Origin of the sequence: Paenibacillus sp. 2TAB26, assembly GCF_052115145.1 — a bacterium.
Taxonomy (GTDB): domain Bacteria; phylum Bacillota; class Bacilli; order Paenibacillales; family Paenibacillaceae; genus Pristimantibacillus.
On sequence record NZ_JBFRGC010000014.1, the window covers coordinates 77,633 to 96,593 of the forward strand.

The window sequence follows — 18,961 nt, forward strand, 5'->3', positions numbered from 1 at the left end:
AACTACATCAATAAGAGAGGGGTATTCATGATGAGAAAAAGCCTCAAGCCGCTAAGCAATCAGCATAACTTAACCGCATATACCTTTTTGCTGCCATGGCTGATCGGGTTTTTCTGCCTGACGCTCGGTCCAATGCTTGGATCGTTTTATTTGTCGCTCACGAAGTATGATTTATTAACGTCGCCAAAATGGATTGGTTTTTCAAATTATATTAACATTTTTAAAGATGACGAAACCTTCTCGAATTCCTTGTGGCTTACAATCAAATACGTGTTCATTTCCGTTCCGCTGCGTCTTGCTTTCGCGCTGATGGTCGCTATGGTTCTAAACAAAGGTATTCGAGCGTTAGGCATTTACCGCACCGTATACTATATCCCTTCGTTGCTCGGGGGCAGTGTCGCTATTGCGATTGTGTGGAGACAGATTTTTGATGGCAGCGGCCTTGTGAATCAATTTCTTGGCTGGTTCGGCATTCAAGGACCTTCATGGATTTCCCATCCGAGCTACATTGTTTATACCATTATTTCATTGTCCGTATGGCAATTTGGTTCAGCGATGGTAATCTTCCTTGCAGGTCTTAAACAAGTGCCGCTTGATCTGTATGAAGCAGCTCAAGTGGATGGAGCAGGCAAAGCTCGTCAATTTTTTCGCATTACGCTTCCCATGATTTCTCCCGTTATTTTCTTTAATCTCGTGATGAGCATTATTAATTCATTTCAAGCGTTTACACCTGCATTTGTCATTGGCGACGGCCGTGGAGGCCCGCTTGATGCGACCATGTTCTACACCCTGTACTTGTATATGAAAGGCTTCTCGTTCTTCGATATGGGTTATGCATCCGCGTTAGCCTGGATTATGCTGCTGATCATCGGGGCGTTTACAGCCATTATTTTTGCAACATCGAAATATTGGGTATTTTACGGTGACAGCAAGGAAGGGAGGTAAGGCAGCTATGCAAGTGAGGAAGTTAAACGGATTAACTAAACATACGATCATTATCATCTTTGGCATTGCCATGCTTTACCCTGTACTATGGTTAATAAGCAGCTCCTTTAAGCCTAATGAGCTGATCTTTACACAGCCGGGATTATGGTCAAGCTCATTCACTTTGGATAATTATATTAACGGCTGGCGCGGCTTTCAGGGAATAGCATTTAGTAAGTTTTTTGCAAACTCATGGCTGATATCGATTCTAAGCGTGCTTGGCAATGTGATTACCTGCTCCTTAGCAGCCTTTGCGTTCGCGCGGTTGAATTTCAAGTTTCAGAAGCTTTGGTTTTCGTTAATGCTGGTGACGATTATGCTTCCCTATCATGTGACGCTTGTTCCGCAATACGTCATCTATAATGAGCTGCAATGGATCAATACGTATTTTCCGCTCGTGCTGCCAAAATGGCTGGCGCATGATTCCTTTTTTATTCTTATGATGGTGCAGTTTATCCGCGGAATTCCGAGAGAGCTGGATGAAAGTGCGACGATTGACGGCTGCAGTCCGCGGCAAATTTATTTCCGCATTATCATTCCGCTCTTAGTACCCGCTTTGATATCCGCCGCTATTTTCACTTTTATTTGGTCATGGGACGATTTTTTCAGCCAGATGATCTACTTGAGTGATATTAAGTTGTTTACAGTGCAGCTGGGAATTCGTTCTTTATTTGATCCTACTGGTCAATCGGATTGGGGCGCGCTGCTTGCCATGTCGGCATTGTCGCTTGTGCCAATAACGCTGATATTTCTTATTTTTCAACGCTATTTCTTGGATGGCATCGCAACTACCGGTTTGAAATGATAATGTGTTTTCTTGCTCGATAACCGAAAAAATTGATAATGAATACCCGAAGGAATGAAATTCCGTATAAACGGAAATCAGGGTAGCATCATAAGTGAAAGCGAATTCATAATAGGGTATTGGGGGAAATCAAAATGAAACAGCGGTTGCTTATTTTGGCTTTAGGAATGTTAATGGTGTTCACTGCGGCATGCTCAGGTGGTACAGGCAGTGGAGGATCAAGCAATGAAAAAGAGAAAAACGGAAATGAGTCAAGTGAAGCAAAACAAGTAGAACTGCGCATTATGTGGTGGGGAGATCAAAAGAGGGCGGATATTACAAACGAGGCGTTGAAAATTTTCCAAGAGAAAAACCCATCCATTAAGGTTGTTGGCGAGTTTGCCCCATCCACTGGTTATTTCGATAAGCTTAATACGCAGCTTGCTTCCGGCACAGCGCCAGACATTTTTTTCTTAGGAGGAAATGTGGTCGATTATGCGAATAAGGAAGTGCTTCTTGATCTTTCTCCATACGTGGATAAAGAGCTTAATTTAAGCGATATGGATCAATCGATGATTCAATACGGCACGATCGGCGGCAAGCTTCTTCATATTTCTGCTGGTGCTAATGCACGCGGAGTCGTTGTGAATAAGACGATGTTCGAGAAAGCGGGCCTTCCCGTTCCTGAGGATGGTTGGAATTGGGAAGACTTTGCACGAATCAGCAAAGAAATCTCGGACAAACTGGGCAGCGGTGTCTATGGTACTTACAACATGTCCATTGATGGAATGGATATCGGCCTGAAGCAGAAAGGTAAACAGCTTTATGATATGGATAAAGGGACGCTGGGCTTCGAAGAGGCTGACGTATTAAAATGGTTCCAATATTGGGATGAAACGATGAAAGCCGGCGGTGTTGTCCCTTCCGAGCTGCAAGTATCCAATCCTCCCGGCGATACAAGTAAGTCATTAGTTGTCACAGGAAAAGTAGCGATGAGCTTAATTCCGTCCAATCAATTGGCAGCATTGCAAGGACTTACGCAAGATGAGCTGATTATGGTACAGCTGCCGCGCGGCGAGAAAGGTACAGGTGTAGTATTCGAGTCAAGCCAAGGTTTGTCGGGTTATGCCAAGACCAAACATCCAAACGAGGTAGCGACGTTGTTGAGTTTCTTCATTAATGATCCCGATGTTGCGAAATTGTTAGGCAATGATCGCGGTGTACCAGTGGTTGCGGCTAACCGCAAGCTCCTTGAAACTAGCGCGAACAGCGTAGAGAAAATTGTTTATGACTACACGAGCCGTGTTTCAGAAGCGACAAACAAGGAGCCGTTTGCGGTCAGCTACAATCCTCCGGGCTTCTCTGAATATTCCAAACTTGCCGAATCGACGATGTATGAAATTGGTTTCGGACGCAAGAGTGTAGAAGTGGCTGTTAAGGACTTTTATAATGGCACTCTGAAAATATTCAAAAACAATCAATAGTTTCCTGTGAGTTGGGATTAGCAATGCATGAATAGACAGGCTGCCTCGCGGCAGTCTGTTTTACATTTAGACGAGAAAGCATTTAAATCGGAAAAGCGAGGCGATTAGGATGAGTGAATCATTGCTGAAGCAGCTTCGAGAGCTGTCTATAGATGAGAAGATTGGCGAGTTGAAGAAACCATCTCATAAAAATAGCCTTGAGGAATGGAAGCAATCCGGCATTCGTTTAACAACACGTTCAGGCAAGCTTGAGCAGGTCTATTATGCAGCAGTGCGCAAGCTGCTTGATTGTATTGTTCCTACGGGCGGCGAAGAGCCGATTTTGCAAGAAGGAGGAATCTATCTCGGCTGTTGGCTGGAAAGTACAGGAACGATTAATGCTGAGCTACTTTCTCGCTTTATACCATCCGTATCGGATGCAACTTTCCGCTCGTTTGCCGTGCACCAGCGTGAGGATGGTTTGTTGCCTTATAAGGTAACGGAGCATGGTCCTGCATTTCGGCAGATTCAGCTGGTGACGCCGCTTGCACGCAGTATATGGAACCATTATAAGCTGAATCAAGCGGGGAAGCCGTTTTTGCAAACGATGTATACTGCGATGGCAAGCTACGATGAGTGGCTGGTTCAGTACCGAAATACCCGTGGAACAGGTTGTGTAGAGGCATTCAGTACTTTTGATACAGGGCATGATCTTTCACCGCGGTTCTGGCATGTCCCTGACACCCCTCATCTTAATGATGCAGCGCAAATGAATCCTGATTCTCCGATATTACCTTTTTTGGCGCCGGATTTAACCGCAAATGTGTATTGTCAACGTCTTTACTTGGCTCGAATTGCAGAGGAGCTTGAGCTTCCTAGCAAGCAGCACTGGCTAGCGAAAGCCGAAGAGAGCTTAACGAGCTTGTATCGTTATTGCTTTGATGAAGAGGATCATTTCTTCTATGATCGAGACCGAAATGATGAGCTTGTGCGAGTACAATCGGATGTGCTGCTTCGCGTAATGGCATGTGAAGTAGGAGATCAGGCTTTTTTTGATACGATGCTCAGACGTTATTTATTGAATACAAGCAAATTTTTTGCCAAATATCCATTTACTTCGATGGCTATGGACGATCCGCGCTTTGATCCGTTCTCTAGCTACAACAGCTGGGGAGGTGCATCGAACTTCCTTAGCTTGATTCGCGCACCTCATGCTTTCGAGCATCATGGACGTCACGTTGAACTCACTTGGGTGATGTACCCGATCTTAGCTTCATTTACCAAAGCAACCCGCTTTGCGCAGGCGGTTAGCCCGTGGACTGGAGATGAGGGATTTACTGAGGCGTATTCTCCATCGATATTGTGCCTGTTAGATTATGTAGAGCGTTTATGCGGAATTTTGCCTACACCAGACGGCGAGCTATGGTTTACGGGACTTGTACCCTATAATATGGATCATGGAGAAGAGATTACCGGTGAGACAGGCTACAGCCGAATCGTGGATGGTGTTACCTATGAACTGTTAAATATGCAGGCGGGGTCGGAGATGTATCGAAATGGAGAAAGCTTCATCCGTTTTCCAAGCGGCATTCGCGTTATTACCGATCGCGAGGGTCAATTAAAGGGGATCATCGGAATGAGTGTACGTGAGATTCAGGGTGCAATTATTTATAATAATCAAGAGATTCCTTTTCATGTGAAAGGCAATGAGTATTTGACCTATGAGAACGGCAAGTTTAGCGTGGAGCGTGCAATTGGCGTCGTAAATCCAACTTACCGTTAATTGCGGGGTTGAAAAAGGAATGATTTATGTAGACTCTCCATTGTGCAACAAAGAACAAGCCTTGAACCCGAATGGGCTCAAGGCGTGTTTCGTTATTGAGGCAGCTGTGATAGACGACGTTCCCTTATCAGCACAATAGACATAATCGTTATTGAAATAGATACTAGCGCAATTGGAATGACGAATATGGATGGATCGTAGCCTTCGATGAATAATGGTAACAAATAGCCGATTAATGATGCCGTTAGTGAAATGAAAACGTACAAGCTTGCGCCGAATCCGGTCCGGCCTGCGAACATGCGCTGCACATACCCCATTGCTACTCCGTACAATATGGATACAAAAAAAGAATAAATCGGCTGAATGAGGAAAAAAACGATCAATGGCGAGTGCAAGGCATAAATCGTATAAGTAATAAGCGCCCCAAAGCCGCCGATTAAAATAATTATTTTGCTGCCGTATTTCGCCGCCCAATAACCTGCGATGGTCATGAACAACAGCTCGAATACGGCTTGGGAGCTCCAAATATAAGACATATATTCCGGCTTGCCGAACAACGTTTTAACGACAAGCGGCAAGTACAATCCGCGAATGGCATCTGCGCATGCAAGCAGCAGCAGAGCAATTAGCATAATGAGGGAAAAAGGCTCGCTCGCCCCTATATTAGCTTGTTTTTTTTCTTCAGAGTGTTCCCGGTAGAACAACAGCAGGATAACGAGCATTGCGTAACCTGCAAAATTGCCCCATAAGACACCTTGAAACGTAGCAATCAAATACAAATTCGCTCCTGCCAGCAAACCGCAAAAAAATCCAACACTGTACCCTGCGCGCAGCCAAATTTGTGCCATCTCCACAATATCCCCGGCAAGTCTAGCAAAATGATTCCGAGATATAGCGAACAATTGTCCCATAATGAGTCCGGACGGAGCGCTCACAACACACATGCCGATCAGCGCCTGGACATAACCTTCTGCGTTCATATAAATGAACAAACCGACGAGACATAACAAAGCAGCGGCAATGACCAGTCTCTTTCTGCTGCGCAGCTTATCACTTAACAGTCCAACTGTAATCGTAGTTCCCATATTGAGCAGCAGCGACACAACGAAGATCGATACGACTTCATTCTTTGAAAGCCCGATGCTCTCACTTAAATAAATAGCATTCATCGGTGCAAGAATGCCCATGCCGATGCCATAACAAAATAAGGTGAAAAGCATCCTACCTGCACCATCTACCTGCAAAAAACGTTTCATATCTGCGGCAATACGCATCTTCAACCTGCTCCATTCTCCTCATGATCTTGCCAAATTCTAACAAAGTGTAGCTCACTTTTCTCTTGTTGTCTAGAAGAAAACAGTGGTTATATACAGACTCTGAACGAATTAGCTTGGCTGCGTTCTTATGGAGAACGAAGGCAAATGAAAACTCTGCAGCGTTTTACGATTAGTCGAACGAATGCAGACTCATTTTAAGTAACATTTTTGACTGGTAGAATAAGAAAAGTGTCAACATACAAGTCGTTTTTCGTCGGTCGGTCACTATTAAATGTGACCAAACACAGTCTGCTACGATTTACACATAGGAGAGATTATAGAGTAGACGAATTGTATCCGTGTTTATTTTATTTAACGAACCGTAGTGTGCTTATATTGGAGAAAACTAAGGTTTTTTTATTTTAACGAACACCATTGGTGTTATCGACCCATATTCAGCGCAAAATGAGCTGTTTTACTCGAAATAACGATTGTGAGGTTCGTAAGAACAATAAGTTGCTACATTATAAGCAAATAAGCGTTACTGGATTCGTTAGCTGGATGTCCCCTAAAGTTGATTTCGGCTGAGTACAGTAAGAAGTTAAAGATACGAGTTATTGAGTTCTTAAGTAGCCTATCTAACGATGTTCATTGCTGCTGATTACAGTAAGAAGTTGGAGATACGAGTTACTGAGTTCTTAAGTAGCTTAATTAATGACGTTTATTGCGTTTGAGTACAGTAAGAAGTTGGAGATACGAGTTACAGAGTTCTTAAGTAGCTTATCTTATGATGTTGATTGCTGCTGAGTATGAGTACAGTAAGAAGTTGGGTATACGAGTTACAGAGTTATTAAGTAATTATCTAATGACGTTGATTGCTGCTGAGTTTGAGTACAGTGAGAAGTTAAAGATACGAGTTACTGAGTTCTTAAGTAGCTATCTGATGACGTTGATTGCTGCTGAGTATGAGTACAGTAAGAAGTTGGAGATACGAGTTACTGAGTTCTTAAGTAGTTTATCTACTAACGTTGATTATGGCAGAGTACAGTATGTAACAGAAATTGACTAGATTATGGAGGATTCACATCGCATATTGAGCTGTAATTCATAGGTTGAATACCATTCCCTCTGTAATTAGATGTCGAGTAAACGATGTAACCTTTTTTGTAAAGGGGTGAACACCTAGCTTCACCCCCTCTATATAAGATTGAAGAGTAAACGAATTGTATCAGTGAGACTTTTCTAACGAACCGTAGTGCGCTTATTTTGAAGAAAACTACGTTTTTATTATTTTAACGAACCCTATTGGTGTTATTGCGTTATATTAAGTGGAATATGAGCAGTTTTACTCGTAATAACGATAGTGGAGTTCGTAAGAATAATTAGTCGTTACATTTTGGGCAAATAAGAGTTACTGGGTTCGTTAGCCATTTGTCTGATATCGTTGATTACTGCTGACCATAGTCAATATCAGAGGATAAGAGTTACTGGGTTCGTTAGCCATTTGTCTGATATCGTTGATTGCCGCTGACCACAGTCAATAACCGAGGATAAGAGTTACTGTGTTCGTTAACCATGTGTCTGATATCGTTGATTACTGCTGACCATAGTCAATAGCCGAGGATAAGAGTTACTGGGTTCGTAATCCGTATGTTCGATAACGTTGATTGCCGCTGACTACAGTTAATAGCTGGAGATCGACTAGCTTGTGAAGAATTCGCCGTGCATGCTGGTCGGTTATTGCTAGATGGGATCCGAGTTCCGATGGTGAAAATGGACGAAATAGTCGCCTTGCATACCGGAATGTTTCTGCCTCTAGCCAAGTCAAATCACAAGGGGCATCCATAGCGATAAACTTCCCAATAAAAGAAAAACGAGCTGCTCGCAGCGCTTCGGTTCATCGATAATGGACAAATAGGCAATCGGTAAAAAAACCCAATCATCAAGCGCTAATAAACAATGCCGCCAACATAAGTCCTTAAACCGTCTAACATCTAAGTCTCTTGCGTGAGGTCCATAACCTTGTATTTCAATCCCTCCCTTAACATCACCGCTGGGCATATAAGCTAGATCCAGATAACGAAATCCATTGTTGAAATCACGAACTTCCCATTCAGGATAAAGATGGTTGAAATTTTTTACAGCAGGAAACCAAACGGAACGTAAAAATTCAAGAGTACCATGGCCAAGTCCTTTCTCGAGTAATTCCCGTCTTCTATGATTTTGTTCTTGCGCAATGGCTAAATGCATCCATTCCTCATAAGCTTGTTCAAATCTTGACATCGCACATTTCATCCTCTCAATCATTGGTGGTAAAAACGAAAAAGCCGCTTCAACACATGTTCACCCATAAAGGTGCAGAATGTGCCAAAGCGGCGTGTGCTTCACGACCGACGTTATATTGATAGTATAACGATAATGAAAATGATTTCAATAATCTTTTTTGGCCTGAGTGAGTTCAACCGACAACTTATCTCTCCCTCAACTAACCGAAGTTAAATTAACGAAAGAAAAGTGGGAGGATCGTAGTATTATGATTTAAGCACTGATCAGGGCAGAAAATGAATACTTTTCTGTAACAAAACACCTTTGTTATTTGTCATATAAGCAAAAACATGAGGTGATCATCATGAATGAGCGAAAAACAGCCTATGACGCTGTCATTATTGGCGGCGGTTTGTCTGGTCTGACAGCTTCTATTTATTTGGCTAAAGCAGGATTACGCGTGCTGCTAGTCGAAAAGTCCAATCGATTGGGCGGAAGGGCATTAACGGTGAAAAAGAAAGGAGCTTATCTCAACCTGGGTGTTCATGCTTTCTATCAGGATGGGGTAGGCGAGGAAGTGCTAAAAGAGCTTGATGTTAAGCTAAATGGAGCCAACCCACCACCATCAGTGGCCGCAATATGGAACAATCAAGTGTTTCCTTTGCCAACTGGACCCATTCAATTGATGACATCTAAATTGTTCACGATTACTGGGAAAATAGAGCTAGCACGGTTTATGATGAAATTAGCTAAAATCGATACAACGAAACTCGAAAGGGTAACATTCCGAGAATGGGCTGAAAAGGAAGTTCAAGATCCGATGATTAGGCATGTTATTTATTCGATTTGTCGGACGAACACCTTTGTACCGCACCCAGAGCTGCTAATAGCCTCAATCGCTGTGAAACAATTGCAGCGAACGTTTGGCGGAAAGGCATTTTATATTGAAAAGGGGTGGGCAAATCTTGTAGATGCGCTGAAGCAAAAAGCAGAGCAAGCCTCGGTTACGATTGTGACTGGTCGTTCAGTAGTTGGAATTGTACCAGACAAAGAGGGTTTGCGAGTCAGTTTTGCGGATGGAGAGTCATTGGTGATTTCGTCTGTCATCGTGGCCGCTGGTCTAGGAGATGCATGCAAGCTTGTAAAAGACGCTAATCAGAACCTGCTTTCTAATTGGAAGGAGCAAGCGCATACGATAAAAGCGGCTTGTTTGGATCTTGTATTGCATCGTCTACCGAATCCAAGAGCATCCTTCATCGCTGGCTTCTGGTTGGATGCTCCTATTTTTTATAACAACCCAACATCCGTTGCGAGCCATAACGACGATGGGGATTCTGTCGTCATTCATATGATTAAGCAGCTTGGAGAAAATCCGAGCTATCCCAAAGAGGATGAACAGCACTTGGAGCAAGCGCTAGATCTTATGCAGCCGGGATGGCGTGAAGTGGAAGCTGCCCGTCAGTTTTTACCGAATATAACGGTTGCTCATGATTTTGCTTCTATTGATAAGAATGGCATTTATCCAGGGCCGGATGTTCCGGAAATCCCAGGTCTTTATGTTGCAGGAGATTGGACCGGTCATGTTGGAGAAACTTTGGTTGATGCTGTGCTTGCTGGGGCTAGAAGAGCCGCACAAGCTGTAATTAAACAACATAAAGGTATGAATGGGAGTGACATGTGAATACGGAACAGCTATATGTTGAATTGAAGCCGTTATTATTTTCGCTCGCTTATCAAATGATGGGCAGTGTCGCGGATGCGGAAGATATTGTTCAGGACGCGTTTATCTCTTTGCATGAAGATCAGTCTGATCATATCCAGTTTATTAAAGCTTATATGTGCAAAGTAGTTACGAATAAATGCCTGAATAAGTTGAAATCGACAAGCAGGCAGCGGGAATTGTATGTGGGACCGTGGCTGCCAGAGCCTCTCGTTACGAGTGGTGTTAACTCAAACGATCCGCTCCAACTATACATTTCGAAGGAAATGTTGTCTACCGCATACTTGCTGTTATTGCAGCAGCTGACCGCCGTAGAACGTGTTGTTTTTCTATTAAGGGAGTTGTTTCATTACCCATTTCAAGATATTGCCGCTATTCTCGATAAGAGCAGCGGAAACTGTAGGCAAATTTTTTATAGGGCAAAAAAAAGCATAGGCTCTTCTTCCAGCAGTGAATTGACTCCGCAGGAGATTGCTAGTCCTATGATGGAGGAATTCGTAAACGCGATCATTTCTGGCAATATCAATCGCATGCTGGCGATTCTTTCCACGGAAACAGTATTGTATACGGATGGAGGCGGCAAAACAAATGCGGCTCTGCGTCCGATTGTTGGGCAAAATCTTATTATCCGTTATTTTACGGCGATTAGGCCGGAAGTTCCATCAGATTTCACTTGTGATGTTGTTGAACTAAATGGAAATAGCGGCATTGTGATTAAGTCTGGCGAGCTTACTTTTTCGGTTATTACCTTCCATATAAAAGACAACGTCATTTCGGACATTTATATTGTCATGAATCCAGAGAAGCTGCGCCATTTTAATAGATAGAAAATAAATAAATAAATAAATAAAACAACCATAACAGCAGAGATGCAGTTATGGTTGTTTTGGCTTGTATTAGACCAAGAAATATCGAATCAAGCCTAAGAGGGCGAAGCAGAATAAAACGGTACCAGCACCAATACCTGCAATTGCGCTATGGGCTACCTTAAGCTTTGGAGATATGATTAACGTACTAATGGCAACGGCAACCAACAACGCAGCAAGTACATATAAGCTGGGATCATTGAAAACATGTTTCAAACTAATAAAATGAATACCAACAATAAAGGCAATCCAAGGGGATACGTATTTGCTGCGTTTTGTTTTTATGAATACAAAAGCACCCGCACCTGCCAAAATGATCTCAGTGTATACCAAAATCAAATAGTTACGGAAAGATGATTGATTAGACAAAGCGGAGGGTGCGTCCCAGTTCGTTATACTTAGGTAGACGCCTGCCAAGCATATTAGAAGTGTAATGCCAGAAGCTATGCCAATGTATTTGCGCCAACTCGCTCTAGGATTTTCTTGTGCCCAGCCAAACCAACTGAAACTAAACATGCCAAATATTGCTGCATACATGGTGTAATCTCGAAGATAATCCATACAAACCCTCCTATTGGATAACTGTTTTATTTGGATTCCTTTTCCATTATACCATCAGAGCATTTTTTTAGATTAAAAGGTTTTCGGTTTTACAGCATTGAAAATAAGTAAAGTGCTGGGAATACACGGTAATTCATGATAGTATCTATAGTACACAAACCTAATTAAACTCAAATCAAATATATAGGAGGAATGTACATGTCTAATACCACAAATGAAACATCGGTTGAAGCTTTATTTAAGCCCTTTGTCTCCAAAAATTTGCAGGTTGCCAATCGTATTGTGATGGCGCCAATGACAAGAGGATACTCCCCAAATGGAGTTCCAGGGGCTGATGTTGCGGCTTATTATCGTCGGCGGGTGGAGAATGGCGTTGGTCTTATCGTTACTGAAGGAACCGTAATCGATCATAAGGCTGCTGCTGCAAGTCCGAATTGGCCTCACTTTCATGGGGAGGCTGTGCTGAGCGGCTGGTCCAATGTGGTAAAAGAAGTGCATGAAGCCGGCGGTAAAATTATTCCGCAGCTATGGCATGTTGGGTTAACGCGAAAAATTGGCGACCTCCCCAATAAGGAAGCATTGCCAATTGGTCCTTCGGGACTTAATCTATCAGGTGAGAAAATAACAGAGCCACTAACGGAGAAAGAGATTGGGGATGTTATCGCAGCTTACGCACAGTCAGCGGCAGATGCAGCACGAATCGGCTTTGATGGTATTGAGCTTCATGGTGCGCATGGTTATTTGATCGATCAGTTCTTCTGGGGCCAAACAAATAAACGGACTGATCGCTATGGTGGTGACCTTGCAGCGAGGACACGTTTCGCTGTTGAGATTGTTGAAGCATGCCGTCGTGCAGTCGGAGAAGATTTTCCAATCGTATTCCGATTCTCACAATGGAAGGCAGGTCATTATGATGCCAAATTGGCGGAAACGCCTCAGCAGCTTTTGCAATTTTTGACGCCGCTTGTTGATGCGGGAGTGGATGTCTTCCATTGCTCAACGCGGCGATATTGGGAGCCTGAGTTCGAGGATTCGCATCTAAATCTGGCAGGATGGACGAAGAAGCTGACAGGAAAACCAACGATAACTGTAGGCTCAGTTGGGCTGGATAATGAATTTAGAAGCAGCAGCGGGGACGCTGCGAAGCCGGCCATTCTGAACAGCTTAATTGAAAGACTAGAAAAGGAAGAGTTTGATCTGGTAGCCATAGGCCGTGCACTGCTTGCTGATCCAGAATGGGCAGCCAAAATACGCGACAATCGAACAGATGAGCTGCTGAGCTATGACGCAGGCGCTACAAAAACTTTATATTAATGTTGTACACGATAGAAGAGGAGCCTGCAATTAGGCTTCTCTTCTTCTTTATGAACTAACTGACAGAGTCACTCATTCATTCGCTTGAGATAATCTCTCCTCCTCCAGATCACCCCATCGTGTTTTAGCCGGCCATTGGTTTCTTAGAAGAAATACGAATACTCGCAAATAAACTCATTAGTATTAACAAAAGATTAAATCCCATCGTTACAATCAATCCCGTTTGCATCGTCATTCCGGCAGCCTGACTAACGACAAGGATAGCACCGCCTATACCGATCACCACACCCGGTGTGAAAGAATCTGCAAATTGCAAATTAGCGGACGTCTCGCCAGCTCCGTCTTCACTAGTATGGGCAAATGCAACCGCACCACTCGTTGGATGGGATAATCCCATTCCAATTCCTGCAATGATTTGCCCCATTACGGCCAAGGCAACCGTTACGTTTGGAATCCAAACGACTAAAGCAAAACCTATTGTGAGCAGCAGCACGCCTAAAATAATTCTTCTATTACGCCCACGGCCTTGGTCTGCTGTATCCCAGCGCCCTTGCAAATAAGCAAAGAGACACCAGCTAAGCGCCGCGCTGGCAACAATTAATCCGGCATGAGCGGGATTAATGCCTTTGATATCGATTAGAGCTAACACAAGAAAATTTTGTGTACTGACATATGCGGCGAAGAAAAGTCCACGTGTTGCTAGTATAGCTGGCATTCCTCTTCGGAATAGTAGAGTGCCCGTAGGCAGCAGCTTGCGCAGTGGATATGACATGACGGCTAAGCCGGCAATGCTTAGTACAGCTCCTGTAATTTTGGGCAGCATGCCAAGTCCAATGAGGAAAATACCTGTACCTATCGTTAAAAATAAAGCCATCCACGTAGCGGCGGCACCATTACCCTCCCTTGTACCTTGTACCTTCAATTTTCTAAAAGCCGGCAAGCTAAGAATGGCTGACAGAACGATAATCGGCAATATGCCCCAGAATACAAAACGCCAAGACCACTGTTCTGCAATCAAACCGGCAACGAAAGGACCGAGCATAGACGGAAGGACGTAGGCTGTACCGAATGCACCGAGTATTTTGGAACGTAATTCATCGGGATAGCTTAAGGAGATAGCGGTGTATACGCAAGTCATCATCGCACCAGCACCAAGGCCTTGCAGCGCTCGCGCCGCAATCATAACGTACATATCGCTGGCAGCAGCCGCAGCAATCAGACCCGCAATAAACAAAACAAGTGCAATCGTAAACGGTACTGCTGGCCCTTTTTTATCAATAATACGACCGACAACCAGGGTGCCAACAATCTGAGCAAGCAGATAAGTGCTGAATATCCAGCCAAAGAGATGAATGCCATTCAAATCACCGGCGATGGAAGGAGCGATCGTGGTTACGGCTAAGCCCTCAAATCCTACTGCCATTACTGACAAAATAATTCCTATCGATAGTGCAAAATAACGCGGACTAAAAATGCTTTGATGATTCGGCATTGCCTTTAACCTCCAACAAAATTTTTTATGTATACGCCATATCCGGATACTTAGTAAACATATTTCTTTATAAAGTTCAGGCTACAGTTCAGCTTTGACTTTGTCAACATTTTTATTTAAAATGTAGAGAGTGATATAGAGTCAGTTGCCTCAAAAGGAGGTCCCTATAATGAGCGGAAGTCAAACGAACAAAGATTCCTCAACGAAGACGCGAAGAGGAATCATTAATCTGCTGAAGCAGCAGGGTGGTATGGATGTTATGGCATTAGCCTCAGAGTTTCTATTATCTGGAATGGCTATTCGCCAGCATTTAAATGCGCTGAAAGAAGAAGGATTAGTTACGTATGAAGAAGAAGCTCGTCCGATGGGACGACCGGCCAAGCTGTGGAGATTAACGCCTGAAGCTGATCGTTTTTTTCCAAGCGGGTATTCGGAATTGTCAGTTAGTCTGCTTCAATCTATGCGAGAGGCTTTCGGAATCGAGGGGCTGGATAAGCTGCTGACAGTACGAAATAAAAATATGCTGGAGCAATACCTTTTCCAACTTGGCGGGGAATCTCATCTAATTGGAAAACTGGAGAAACTGGCTGATATTCGCACAAAAGAAGGTTATATGGCTGAGATCAAGGATCTAGGCGATGGAAGCCTGTTGTTTATAGAGAAGCATTGTCCAATCTGTGAAGCTGCTGCTGCTTGTGCCGGGTTATGTAAAAATGAGTTAAGCCTCTTTCAATCCGTGCTAGGCAGTGAAGTTCAGATTGAACGCGTAGAGCATATTTTGTCAGGCGGAAGAAACTGTGTTTATAAGGTTATGGAACCAAATAGTTAGCTGTAAAGTACTTTGAATCCTGTATTATTAGTAGCATTTTAAATAAATTAGACCTATTGAAGGCTGCCGAGAGTTTCTCGACAGCCTTATTACGCCAGAGGAAAATGATTTTTCATTTAAAAAGTGATGGATTCACCATCAATGGGTACTAAAATATGTTTTGAAAGTTCCTTTTCATCAAGGAATGCTTGTAATTCTCTTCGAGTTAATAAGCAGTGATTGAGTGCTTCCATATGTGAAACGATAATGGTCGATTGCGGAGCTGCCATATAGGTTTGATAAATGTCTTCTTTTGTCATAATGATCGGATCGCCTTGAAGAAATTGTGCAGCACCTCCATTTACAATGATGACTTCAGGATGATGCAGTCTGATGCTGTCTTCAACATCGTTGCACCATATCGTATCTCCTGCAAGATAAAGTGTTTTTTCATCCGGATGGTTAAAGACAACGCCAGAAACCTCGCCCATCATCTTTCCAATTTCGCCAATGCCATGTTTTCCGTTTGTTCTAGTTAAGCTAATGCCTTCTATATACGAAATACGATCTATCGATTGTACATTTTGAAAACCTGCTTTTCGAATGACTGCGACATCATCTACAGACTGTGCAATAATAGGAATAGTTTTCGGCAATGCTTCGATCGCCGCGGCGTCAAAATGATCAGGATGTAAATGAGTGACAACAACGACATCTGCATCTATGATCTCTTCGATTGAAATGGGGAGATCTACTGTTGGGTTAAATGTATCCTGATTCAACGTATTTGGAAACGGAGGATAAGCCCCCTTTTTCGCCAAAAATGGATCAATCAAAAAGGTTTTATTTGCATAATTTATAATCATTGTTGCGTTTCGTATTTGTCTAATTTTCATGTTGTTCTCCTCCTTAAATACTCTACATGTATAGCATAATATTTAAGGAAAGCTGCTGTACATAACTAAAATCAAGTGTTTAAACATATAACTTGATTTATGAAAGAGGTTGTTATTTTGTTGGATTCTACGGACAAAAAAATAGTTGATGAGCTGTTAATGAATGGTCGTATCACGATGAAGCAATTAGGCGAGAAGGTTCATCTGACGGGGCAGGCAACAGCGTCCAGAGTGAATAAATTAGAAGAACAAGGTGTTATAGAAGGATACACGATTAATCTAAATCAGCACAAAGCAGGATATGCAATCCACTCCTTTATAAATATTTATACAAAGGGCACGGAACATAAGCCCTATTTGGCCTATATTGAGAAACAACAGCAGTACATCTTGAACAACTTCAAAATCAGTGGAGATGGTTGTTATCTTTTGGAGTGCAGATTTCCATCCAACCATGAGCTGGATCTATTTTTAACCGAATTAAATAATCATGTTAATTATAAGTTGTCTATTGTAATTAGTAAGTGAAAGGATTGAGCTGCTTTTTTTGCGTTTAGAATTATAAGATGAAAAGCTATGAAATACTCTGATCGTATCATAGCCTTAAGTTTATGACATTGCTCTAAAACAGACCCTAATTCAAATGGCGGTCAGTTAGAAAGTCCTTATTTTCTGCAATCGGCAGAGAAATAGGGGCTTTTTTTGGTGATCAGCTTTTAAGTGGGATGTTTCATTTCTGTGAATTTAAGGTCAGGGATAGAATTTATGCGCTCGATAAAACGTAAGATTTAAACTGCGGATCATTTTTTGTTTAAATTCAGTTTACAAAGGTACGTTACCATCACGTTATCAACAGTTGTATAGGAGGAATTACAATGGTTCATGTAAATAAGAAGAAAATAGAGCCAAACCACGGTGACTGGGCTGTCGAAGCGAACGGACTCGTAAAAACTTTTGGTGAAAATCGGGCTGTGGATGGCGTGAATATGAATGTACGCGCGGGTTCAATTTACGGTGTGCTTGGTCCGAATGGAGCAGGCAAAACCACAACGATTAGTATGCTTGCAACCTTGCTTCGTCCAGACGCAGGCTCGGCGCGCATCTTCGGGCACGATGTAGTAAAGGAATCGCAGATTGTTCGTCAATTAATTGGGGTAACCGGCCAGTACGCATCGGTTGATGAATCTCTAAGCGCTACAGAAAACCTGGTTATCTTCTCTAGGCTGCTAGGGCTCGGGCGTTCAGAAGCGAAGCGTAAAGCAGATGATTTGCTTGAGGAGTTTGGTTTGACGGAAGCGGCGAAGCGGCCGTTGAAAAATTTTTCCGGCGGCATGCGCCGCCGCTTGGATTTGGCGGCGAGTCTTATTGCACAACCGCCGCTTATCTTCTTGGATGAGCCGACTACAGGGCTCGACCCGCGTACGCGTGCTCAAATGTGGGATACGATTCGCCGGTTGGTGAAGACGGGGTCGACCGTGCTGTTAACGACACAGTACCTCGATGAGGCGGATCAATTGGCTGATAGAATCGCAGTTATCGATCGCGGTCGGGTAGTGGCAGAGGGCACGGTGGATGAACTGAAAGCTTCAGTAGGTACATCCTCATTGCAATTGAGAGTAGTAAACCCGCTGGACATCGAAGCAGCTCGTCAAACGGTTGAACATGTGCTGAAAACACAATCCATTGTGTTATATGAAGCTGGAATGATTACGGCCCCTATGGCGGATGCCGATTTGGTCACAGATCTGCTTATCGCACTGCGTGAGAGAGGGATTCATTTGGCAGAAATGAGCGTACAAAAACCGACCCTTGATGAGGTGTTCCTCACAATCACAGGTCATGGTGTTAAAGAGGACACTGCACAAGCGTCCGATGTATCCAATAAAGCGGAGGCGGTAAAAGTATGAAAAGCACTTCCATTCAATCAGGATTTGATCGTGAGCTGAAAAACCACACGAGCTTTGGTCAAACCATTCGTAATTCATTAACGATGGCTTATCGCGGCCTGCTTAAAATTCGGCGTACACCTGAGCAATTGTTTGATGTTACACTTCAGCCAATCATCTTTACTTTAATGTTTACCTATATTTTTGGCGGTGCCATCTCAGGTGACGTAATCAGTTATTTGCCCGTCATCATTCCCGGCATTCTCGTGCAGACTGTAATTACGACCTCAGTTGTTACTGGCGTTCAATTGCGTGAGGACATGGATAAAGGTGTATTTGATCGGTTCAAGTCATTGCCAATCTCACGAATTGCTCCGTTAGCTGGAGCTTTGCTTGCAGACACCATTAGGTACACTATTGCTACTGTACTCACTTTAACTATGGGATACATTATGGGCTATCGTCCTGATGGAGGCCTTGATCATGTGGCCATCGCTGCACTACTTGTGATCTTCTGTTCTTGGTCAATCAGCTGGATCTTCGCTTTCTTCGGCGTCATCGCCCGTACTGCCTCAAGCGTACAAGGGATATCGATGATTGTGCTGTTTCCGCTGACGTTTCTTTCCAATGCCTTTGTGCCGGTTGATACCATGCCGAAATGGCTTCAATGGTTTGTCAACATCAATCCGGTCTCCCATCTTGTCAGTGCCGTCCGTGATTTGACCAACTCTGGAACGGTAGGCTGGGATTTGGCTATCTCTCTGATCGGAGCAATTGTGATCGTAGCCATCTTTGCACCGATTACGGTTCGCGCCTATATGCGCCGGACATAATGAACAGCGTGGAGTTCAATTGATGCTAGCGCCAAGCTCCACCAATCGCT

General features: G+C 43.4%; 15 protein-coding genes and 1 pseudogene. 11 read left to right on the forward strand and 5 right to left on the reverse strand.

Going from position 1 to position 18,961, the window contains the following annotated elements; genetic code table 11:
* Positions 1-30 precede the first annotated feature (30 nt).
* The 4 genes from AB4Z50_RS17365 to AB4Z50_RS17380 all read left to right on the forward strand — a co-directional run bounded on the left by AB4Z50_RS17365 (position 31) and on the right by AB4Z50_RS17380 (position 5,014).
* The gene (locus tag AB4Z50_RS17365) at positions 31-945 is read left to right on the forward strand and encodes a carbohydrate ABC transporter permease (RefSeq protein WP_076270536.1); all 915 of its coding nucleotides are present in this window, start codon (positions 31-33) and stop codon (positions 943-945) included.
* 7 nt (positions 946-952) lie between these two features.
* Positions 953-1,789, forward strand: a complete 837-nt coding sequence (locus tag AB4Z50_RS17370) for a carbohydrate ABC transporter permease (protein WP_076270500.1) — start codon at positions 953-955, stop codon at positions 1,787-1,789.
* Positions 1,790-1,923: 134 nt separating this feature from the next.
* The gene (locus AB4Z50_RS17375; protein WP_441880870.1) at positions 1,924-3,252 is read left to right on the forward strand and encodes an ABC transporter substrate-binding protein; all 1,329 of its coding nucleotides are present in this window, start codon (positions 1,924-1,926) and stop codon (positions 3,250-3,252) included.
* A 109-nt stretch (positions 3,253-3,361) separates the two neighbouring features.
* A complete protein-coding gene (locus tag AB4Z50_RS17380; RefSeq protein WP_441880871.1) occupies positions 3,362-5,014 on the forward strand; it encodes an MGH1-like glycoside hydrolase domain-containing protein in 1,653 nt (550 codons plus the stop codon).
* A 92-nt stretch (positions 5,015-5,106) separates the two neighbouring features.
* On the opposite strand, the gene AB4Z50_RS17385 is transcribed toward AB4Z50_RS17380, so the two are convergent.
* Positions 5,107-6,288 (reverse strand): MFS transporter, encoded by a 1,182-nt coding sequence (locus tag AB4Z50_RS17385; RefSeq protein ID WP_441880958.1) that lies wholly within the window; start codon positions 6,286-6,288, stop codon positions 5,107-5,109.
* A gap of 1,612 nt (positions 6,289-7,900) precedes the next feature.
* A pseudogene (locus tag AB4Z50_RS17390) lies at positions 7,901-8,553 on the reverse strand (transcriptional regulator).
* Between the two features lie 346 nt (positions 8,554-8,899).
* On the opposite strand from AB4Z50_RS17390, the gene AB4Z50_RS17395 reads away from it, so the two are divergent.
* Together AB4Z50_RS17395 and AB4Z50_RS17400 are read left to right on the forward strand one after the other, a co-directional pair.
* The gene (locus AB4Z50_RS17395) at positions 8,900-10,216 is read left to right on the forward strand and encodes a phytoene desaturase family protein (RefSeq protein ID WP_441880872.1); all 1,317 of its coding nucleotides are present in this window, start codon (positions 8,900-8,902) and stop codon (positions 10,214-10,216) included.
* Positions 10,213-11,082 (forward strand): RNA polymerase sigma-70 factor, encoded by an 870-nt coding sequence (locus tag AB4Z50_RS17400; RefSeq protein ID WP_441880873.1) that lies wholly within the window; start codon positions 10,213-10,215, stop codon positions 11,080-11,082. Before AB4Z50_RS17395 ends, AB4Z50_RS17400 begins: the two co-directional genes overlap by 4 nt.
* Positions 11,083-11,151: 69 nt before the next feature.
* Here AB4Z50_RS17400 and AB4Z50_RS17405 read toward each other — a convergent pair whose 3' ends face one another.
* Positions 11,152-11,682, reverse strand: a complete 531-nt coding sequence (locus AB4Z50_RS17405; protein ID WP_441880874.1) for a hypothetical protein — start codon at positions 11,680-11,682, stop codon at positions 11,152-11,154.
* Positions 11,683-11,880: 198 nt separating this feature from the next.
* On the opposite strand from AB4Z50_RS17405, the gene AB4Z50_RS17410 reads away from it, so the two are divergent.
* Positions 11,881-12,996 (forward strand): NADH:flavin oxidoreductase, encoded by a 1,116-nt coding sequence (locus AB4Z50_RS17410; protein ID WP_441880875.1) that lies wholly within the window; start codon positions 11,881-11,883, stop codon positions 12,994-12,996.
* 124 nt (positions 12,997-13,120) lie between these two features.
* On the opposite strand, the gene AB4Z50_RS17415 is transcribed toward AB4Z50_RS17410, so the two are convergent.
* Positions 13,121-14,488 carry an MFS transporter gene (locus AB4Z50_RS17415; protein ID WP_441880876.1) on the reverse strand — a complete coding sequence of 456 codons (1,368 nt, stop codon included), beginning with the start codon at positions 14,486-14,488 and terminating at the stop codon, positions 13,121-13,123.
* Between the two features lie 169 nt (positions 14,489-14,657).
* Here AB4Z50_RS17415 and AB4Z50_RS17420 point away from each other — a divergent pair, with 169 nt between their 5' ends.
* The gene (locus AB4Z50_RS17420; protein ID WP_441880877.1) at positions 14,658-15,317 is read left to right on the forward strand and encodes a helix-turn-helix transcriptional regulator; all 660 of its coding nucleotides are present in this window, start codon (positions 14,658-14,660) and stop codon (positions 15,315-15,317) included.
* Positions 15,318-15,433: 116 nt separating this feature from the next.
* On the opposite strand, the gene AB4Z50_RS17425 is transcribed toward AB4Z50_RS17420, so the two are convergent.
* Positions 15,434-16,192 carry an MBL fold metallo-hydrolase gene (locus AB4Z50_RS17425; RefSeq protein ID WP_441880878.1) on the reverse strand — a complete coding sequence of 253 codons (759 nt, stop codon included), beginning with the start codon at positions 16,190-16,192 and terminating at the stop codon, positions 15,434-15,436.
* A 117-nt stretch (positions 16,193-16,309) separates the two neighbouring features.
* On the opposite strand from AB4Z50_RS17425, the gene AB4Z50_RS17430 reads away from it, so the two are divergent.
* From AB4Z50_RS17430 to AB4Z50_RS17440, 3 genes are all read left to right on the forward strand, one after another.
* Complete coding sequence (locus AB4Z50_RS17430; RefSeq protein ID WP_441880879.1) at positions 16,310-16,720, forward strand: Lrp/AsnC family transcriptional regulator; 411 nt, start codon at positions 16,310-16,312, stop codon at positions 16,718-16,720.
* A 347-nt stretch (positions 16,721-17,067) separates the two neighbouring features.
* Positions 17,068-18,099 (forward strand): ATP-binding cassette domain-containing protein, encoded by a 1,032-nt coding sequence (locus tag AB4Z50_RS17435; RefSeq protein ID WP_441880880.1) that lies wholly within the window; start codon positions 17,068-17,070, stop codon positions 18,097-18,099.
* Positions 18,096-18,911, forward strand: coding sequence for an ABC transporter permease (locus AB4Z50_RS17440; RefSeq protein ID WP_076270511.1), 816 nt, complete (start codon positions 18,096-18,098; stop codon positions 18,909-18,911). The genes AB4Z50_RS17435 and AB4Z50_RS17440 overlap by 4 nt, the downstream gene beginning before the upstream one ends.
* The last annotated feature ends 50 nt before the right edge of the window (positions 18,912-18,961 follow it).

Bases quoted from the DNA above. Each gene is read 5' to 3' on its own strand.
- AB4Z50_RS17365 (WP_076270536.1), top strand. From the start codon at position 31: ATGAGAAAAAGCCTCAAGCCGCTAAGCAATCAGCATAACTTAACCGCA.
- AB4Z50_RS17370 (WP_076270500.1), top strand. From the start codon at position 953: ATGCAAGTGAGGAAGTTAAACGGATTAACTAAACATACGATCATTATC.
- AB4Z50_RS17375 (WP_441880870.1), top strand. From the start codon at position 1,924: ATGAAACAGCGGTTGCTTATTTTGGCTTTAGGAATGTTAATGGTGTTC.
- AB4Z50_RS17380 (WP_441880871.1), top strand. From the start codon at position 3,362: ATGAGTGAATCATTGCTGAAGCAGCTTCGAGAGCTGTCTATAGATGAG.
- AB4Z50_RS17385 (WP_441880958.1), bottom strand. From the start codon at position 6,288: ATGCGTATTGCCGCAGATATGAAACGTTTTTTGCAGGTAGATGGTGCA.
- AB4Z50_RS17395 (WP_441880872.1), top strand. From the start codon at position 8,900: ATGAATGAGCGAAAAACAGCCTATGACGCTGTCATTATTGGCGGCGGT.
- AB4Z50_RS17405 (WP_441880874.1), bottom strand. From the start codon at position 11,682: ATGGATTATCTTCGAGATTACACCATGTATGCAGCAATATTTGGCATG.
- AB4Z50_RS17410 (WP_441880875.1), top strand. From the start codon at position 11,881: ATGTCTAATACCACAAATGAAACATCGGTTGAAGCTTTATTTAAGCCC.
- AB4Z50_RS17415 (WP_441880876.1), bottom strand. From the start codon at position 14,488: ATGCCGAATCATCAAAGCATTTTTAGTCCGCGTTATTTTGCACTATCG.
- AB4Z50_RS17420 (WP_441880877.1), top strand. From the start codon at position 14,658: ATGAGCGGAAGTCAAACGAACAAAGATTCCTCAACGAAGACGCGAAGA.
- AB4Z50_RS17425 (WP_441880878.1), bottom strand. From the start codon at position 16,192: ATGAAAATTAGACAAATACGAAACGCAACAATGATTATAAATTATGCA.
- AB4Z50_RS17435 (WP_441880880.1), top strand. From the start codon at position 17,068: ATGGTTCATGTAAATAAGAAGAAAATAGAGCCAAACCACGGTGACTGG.
- AB4Z50_RS17440 (WP_076270511.1), top strand. From the start codon at position 18,096: ATGAAAAGCACTTCCATTCAATCAGGATTTGATCGTGAGCTGAAAAAC.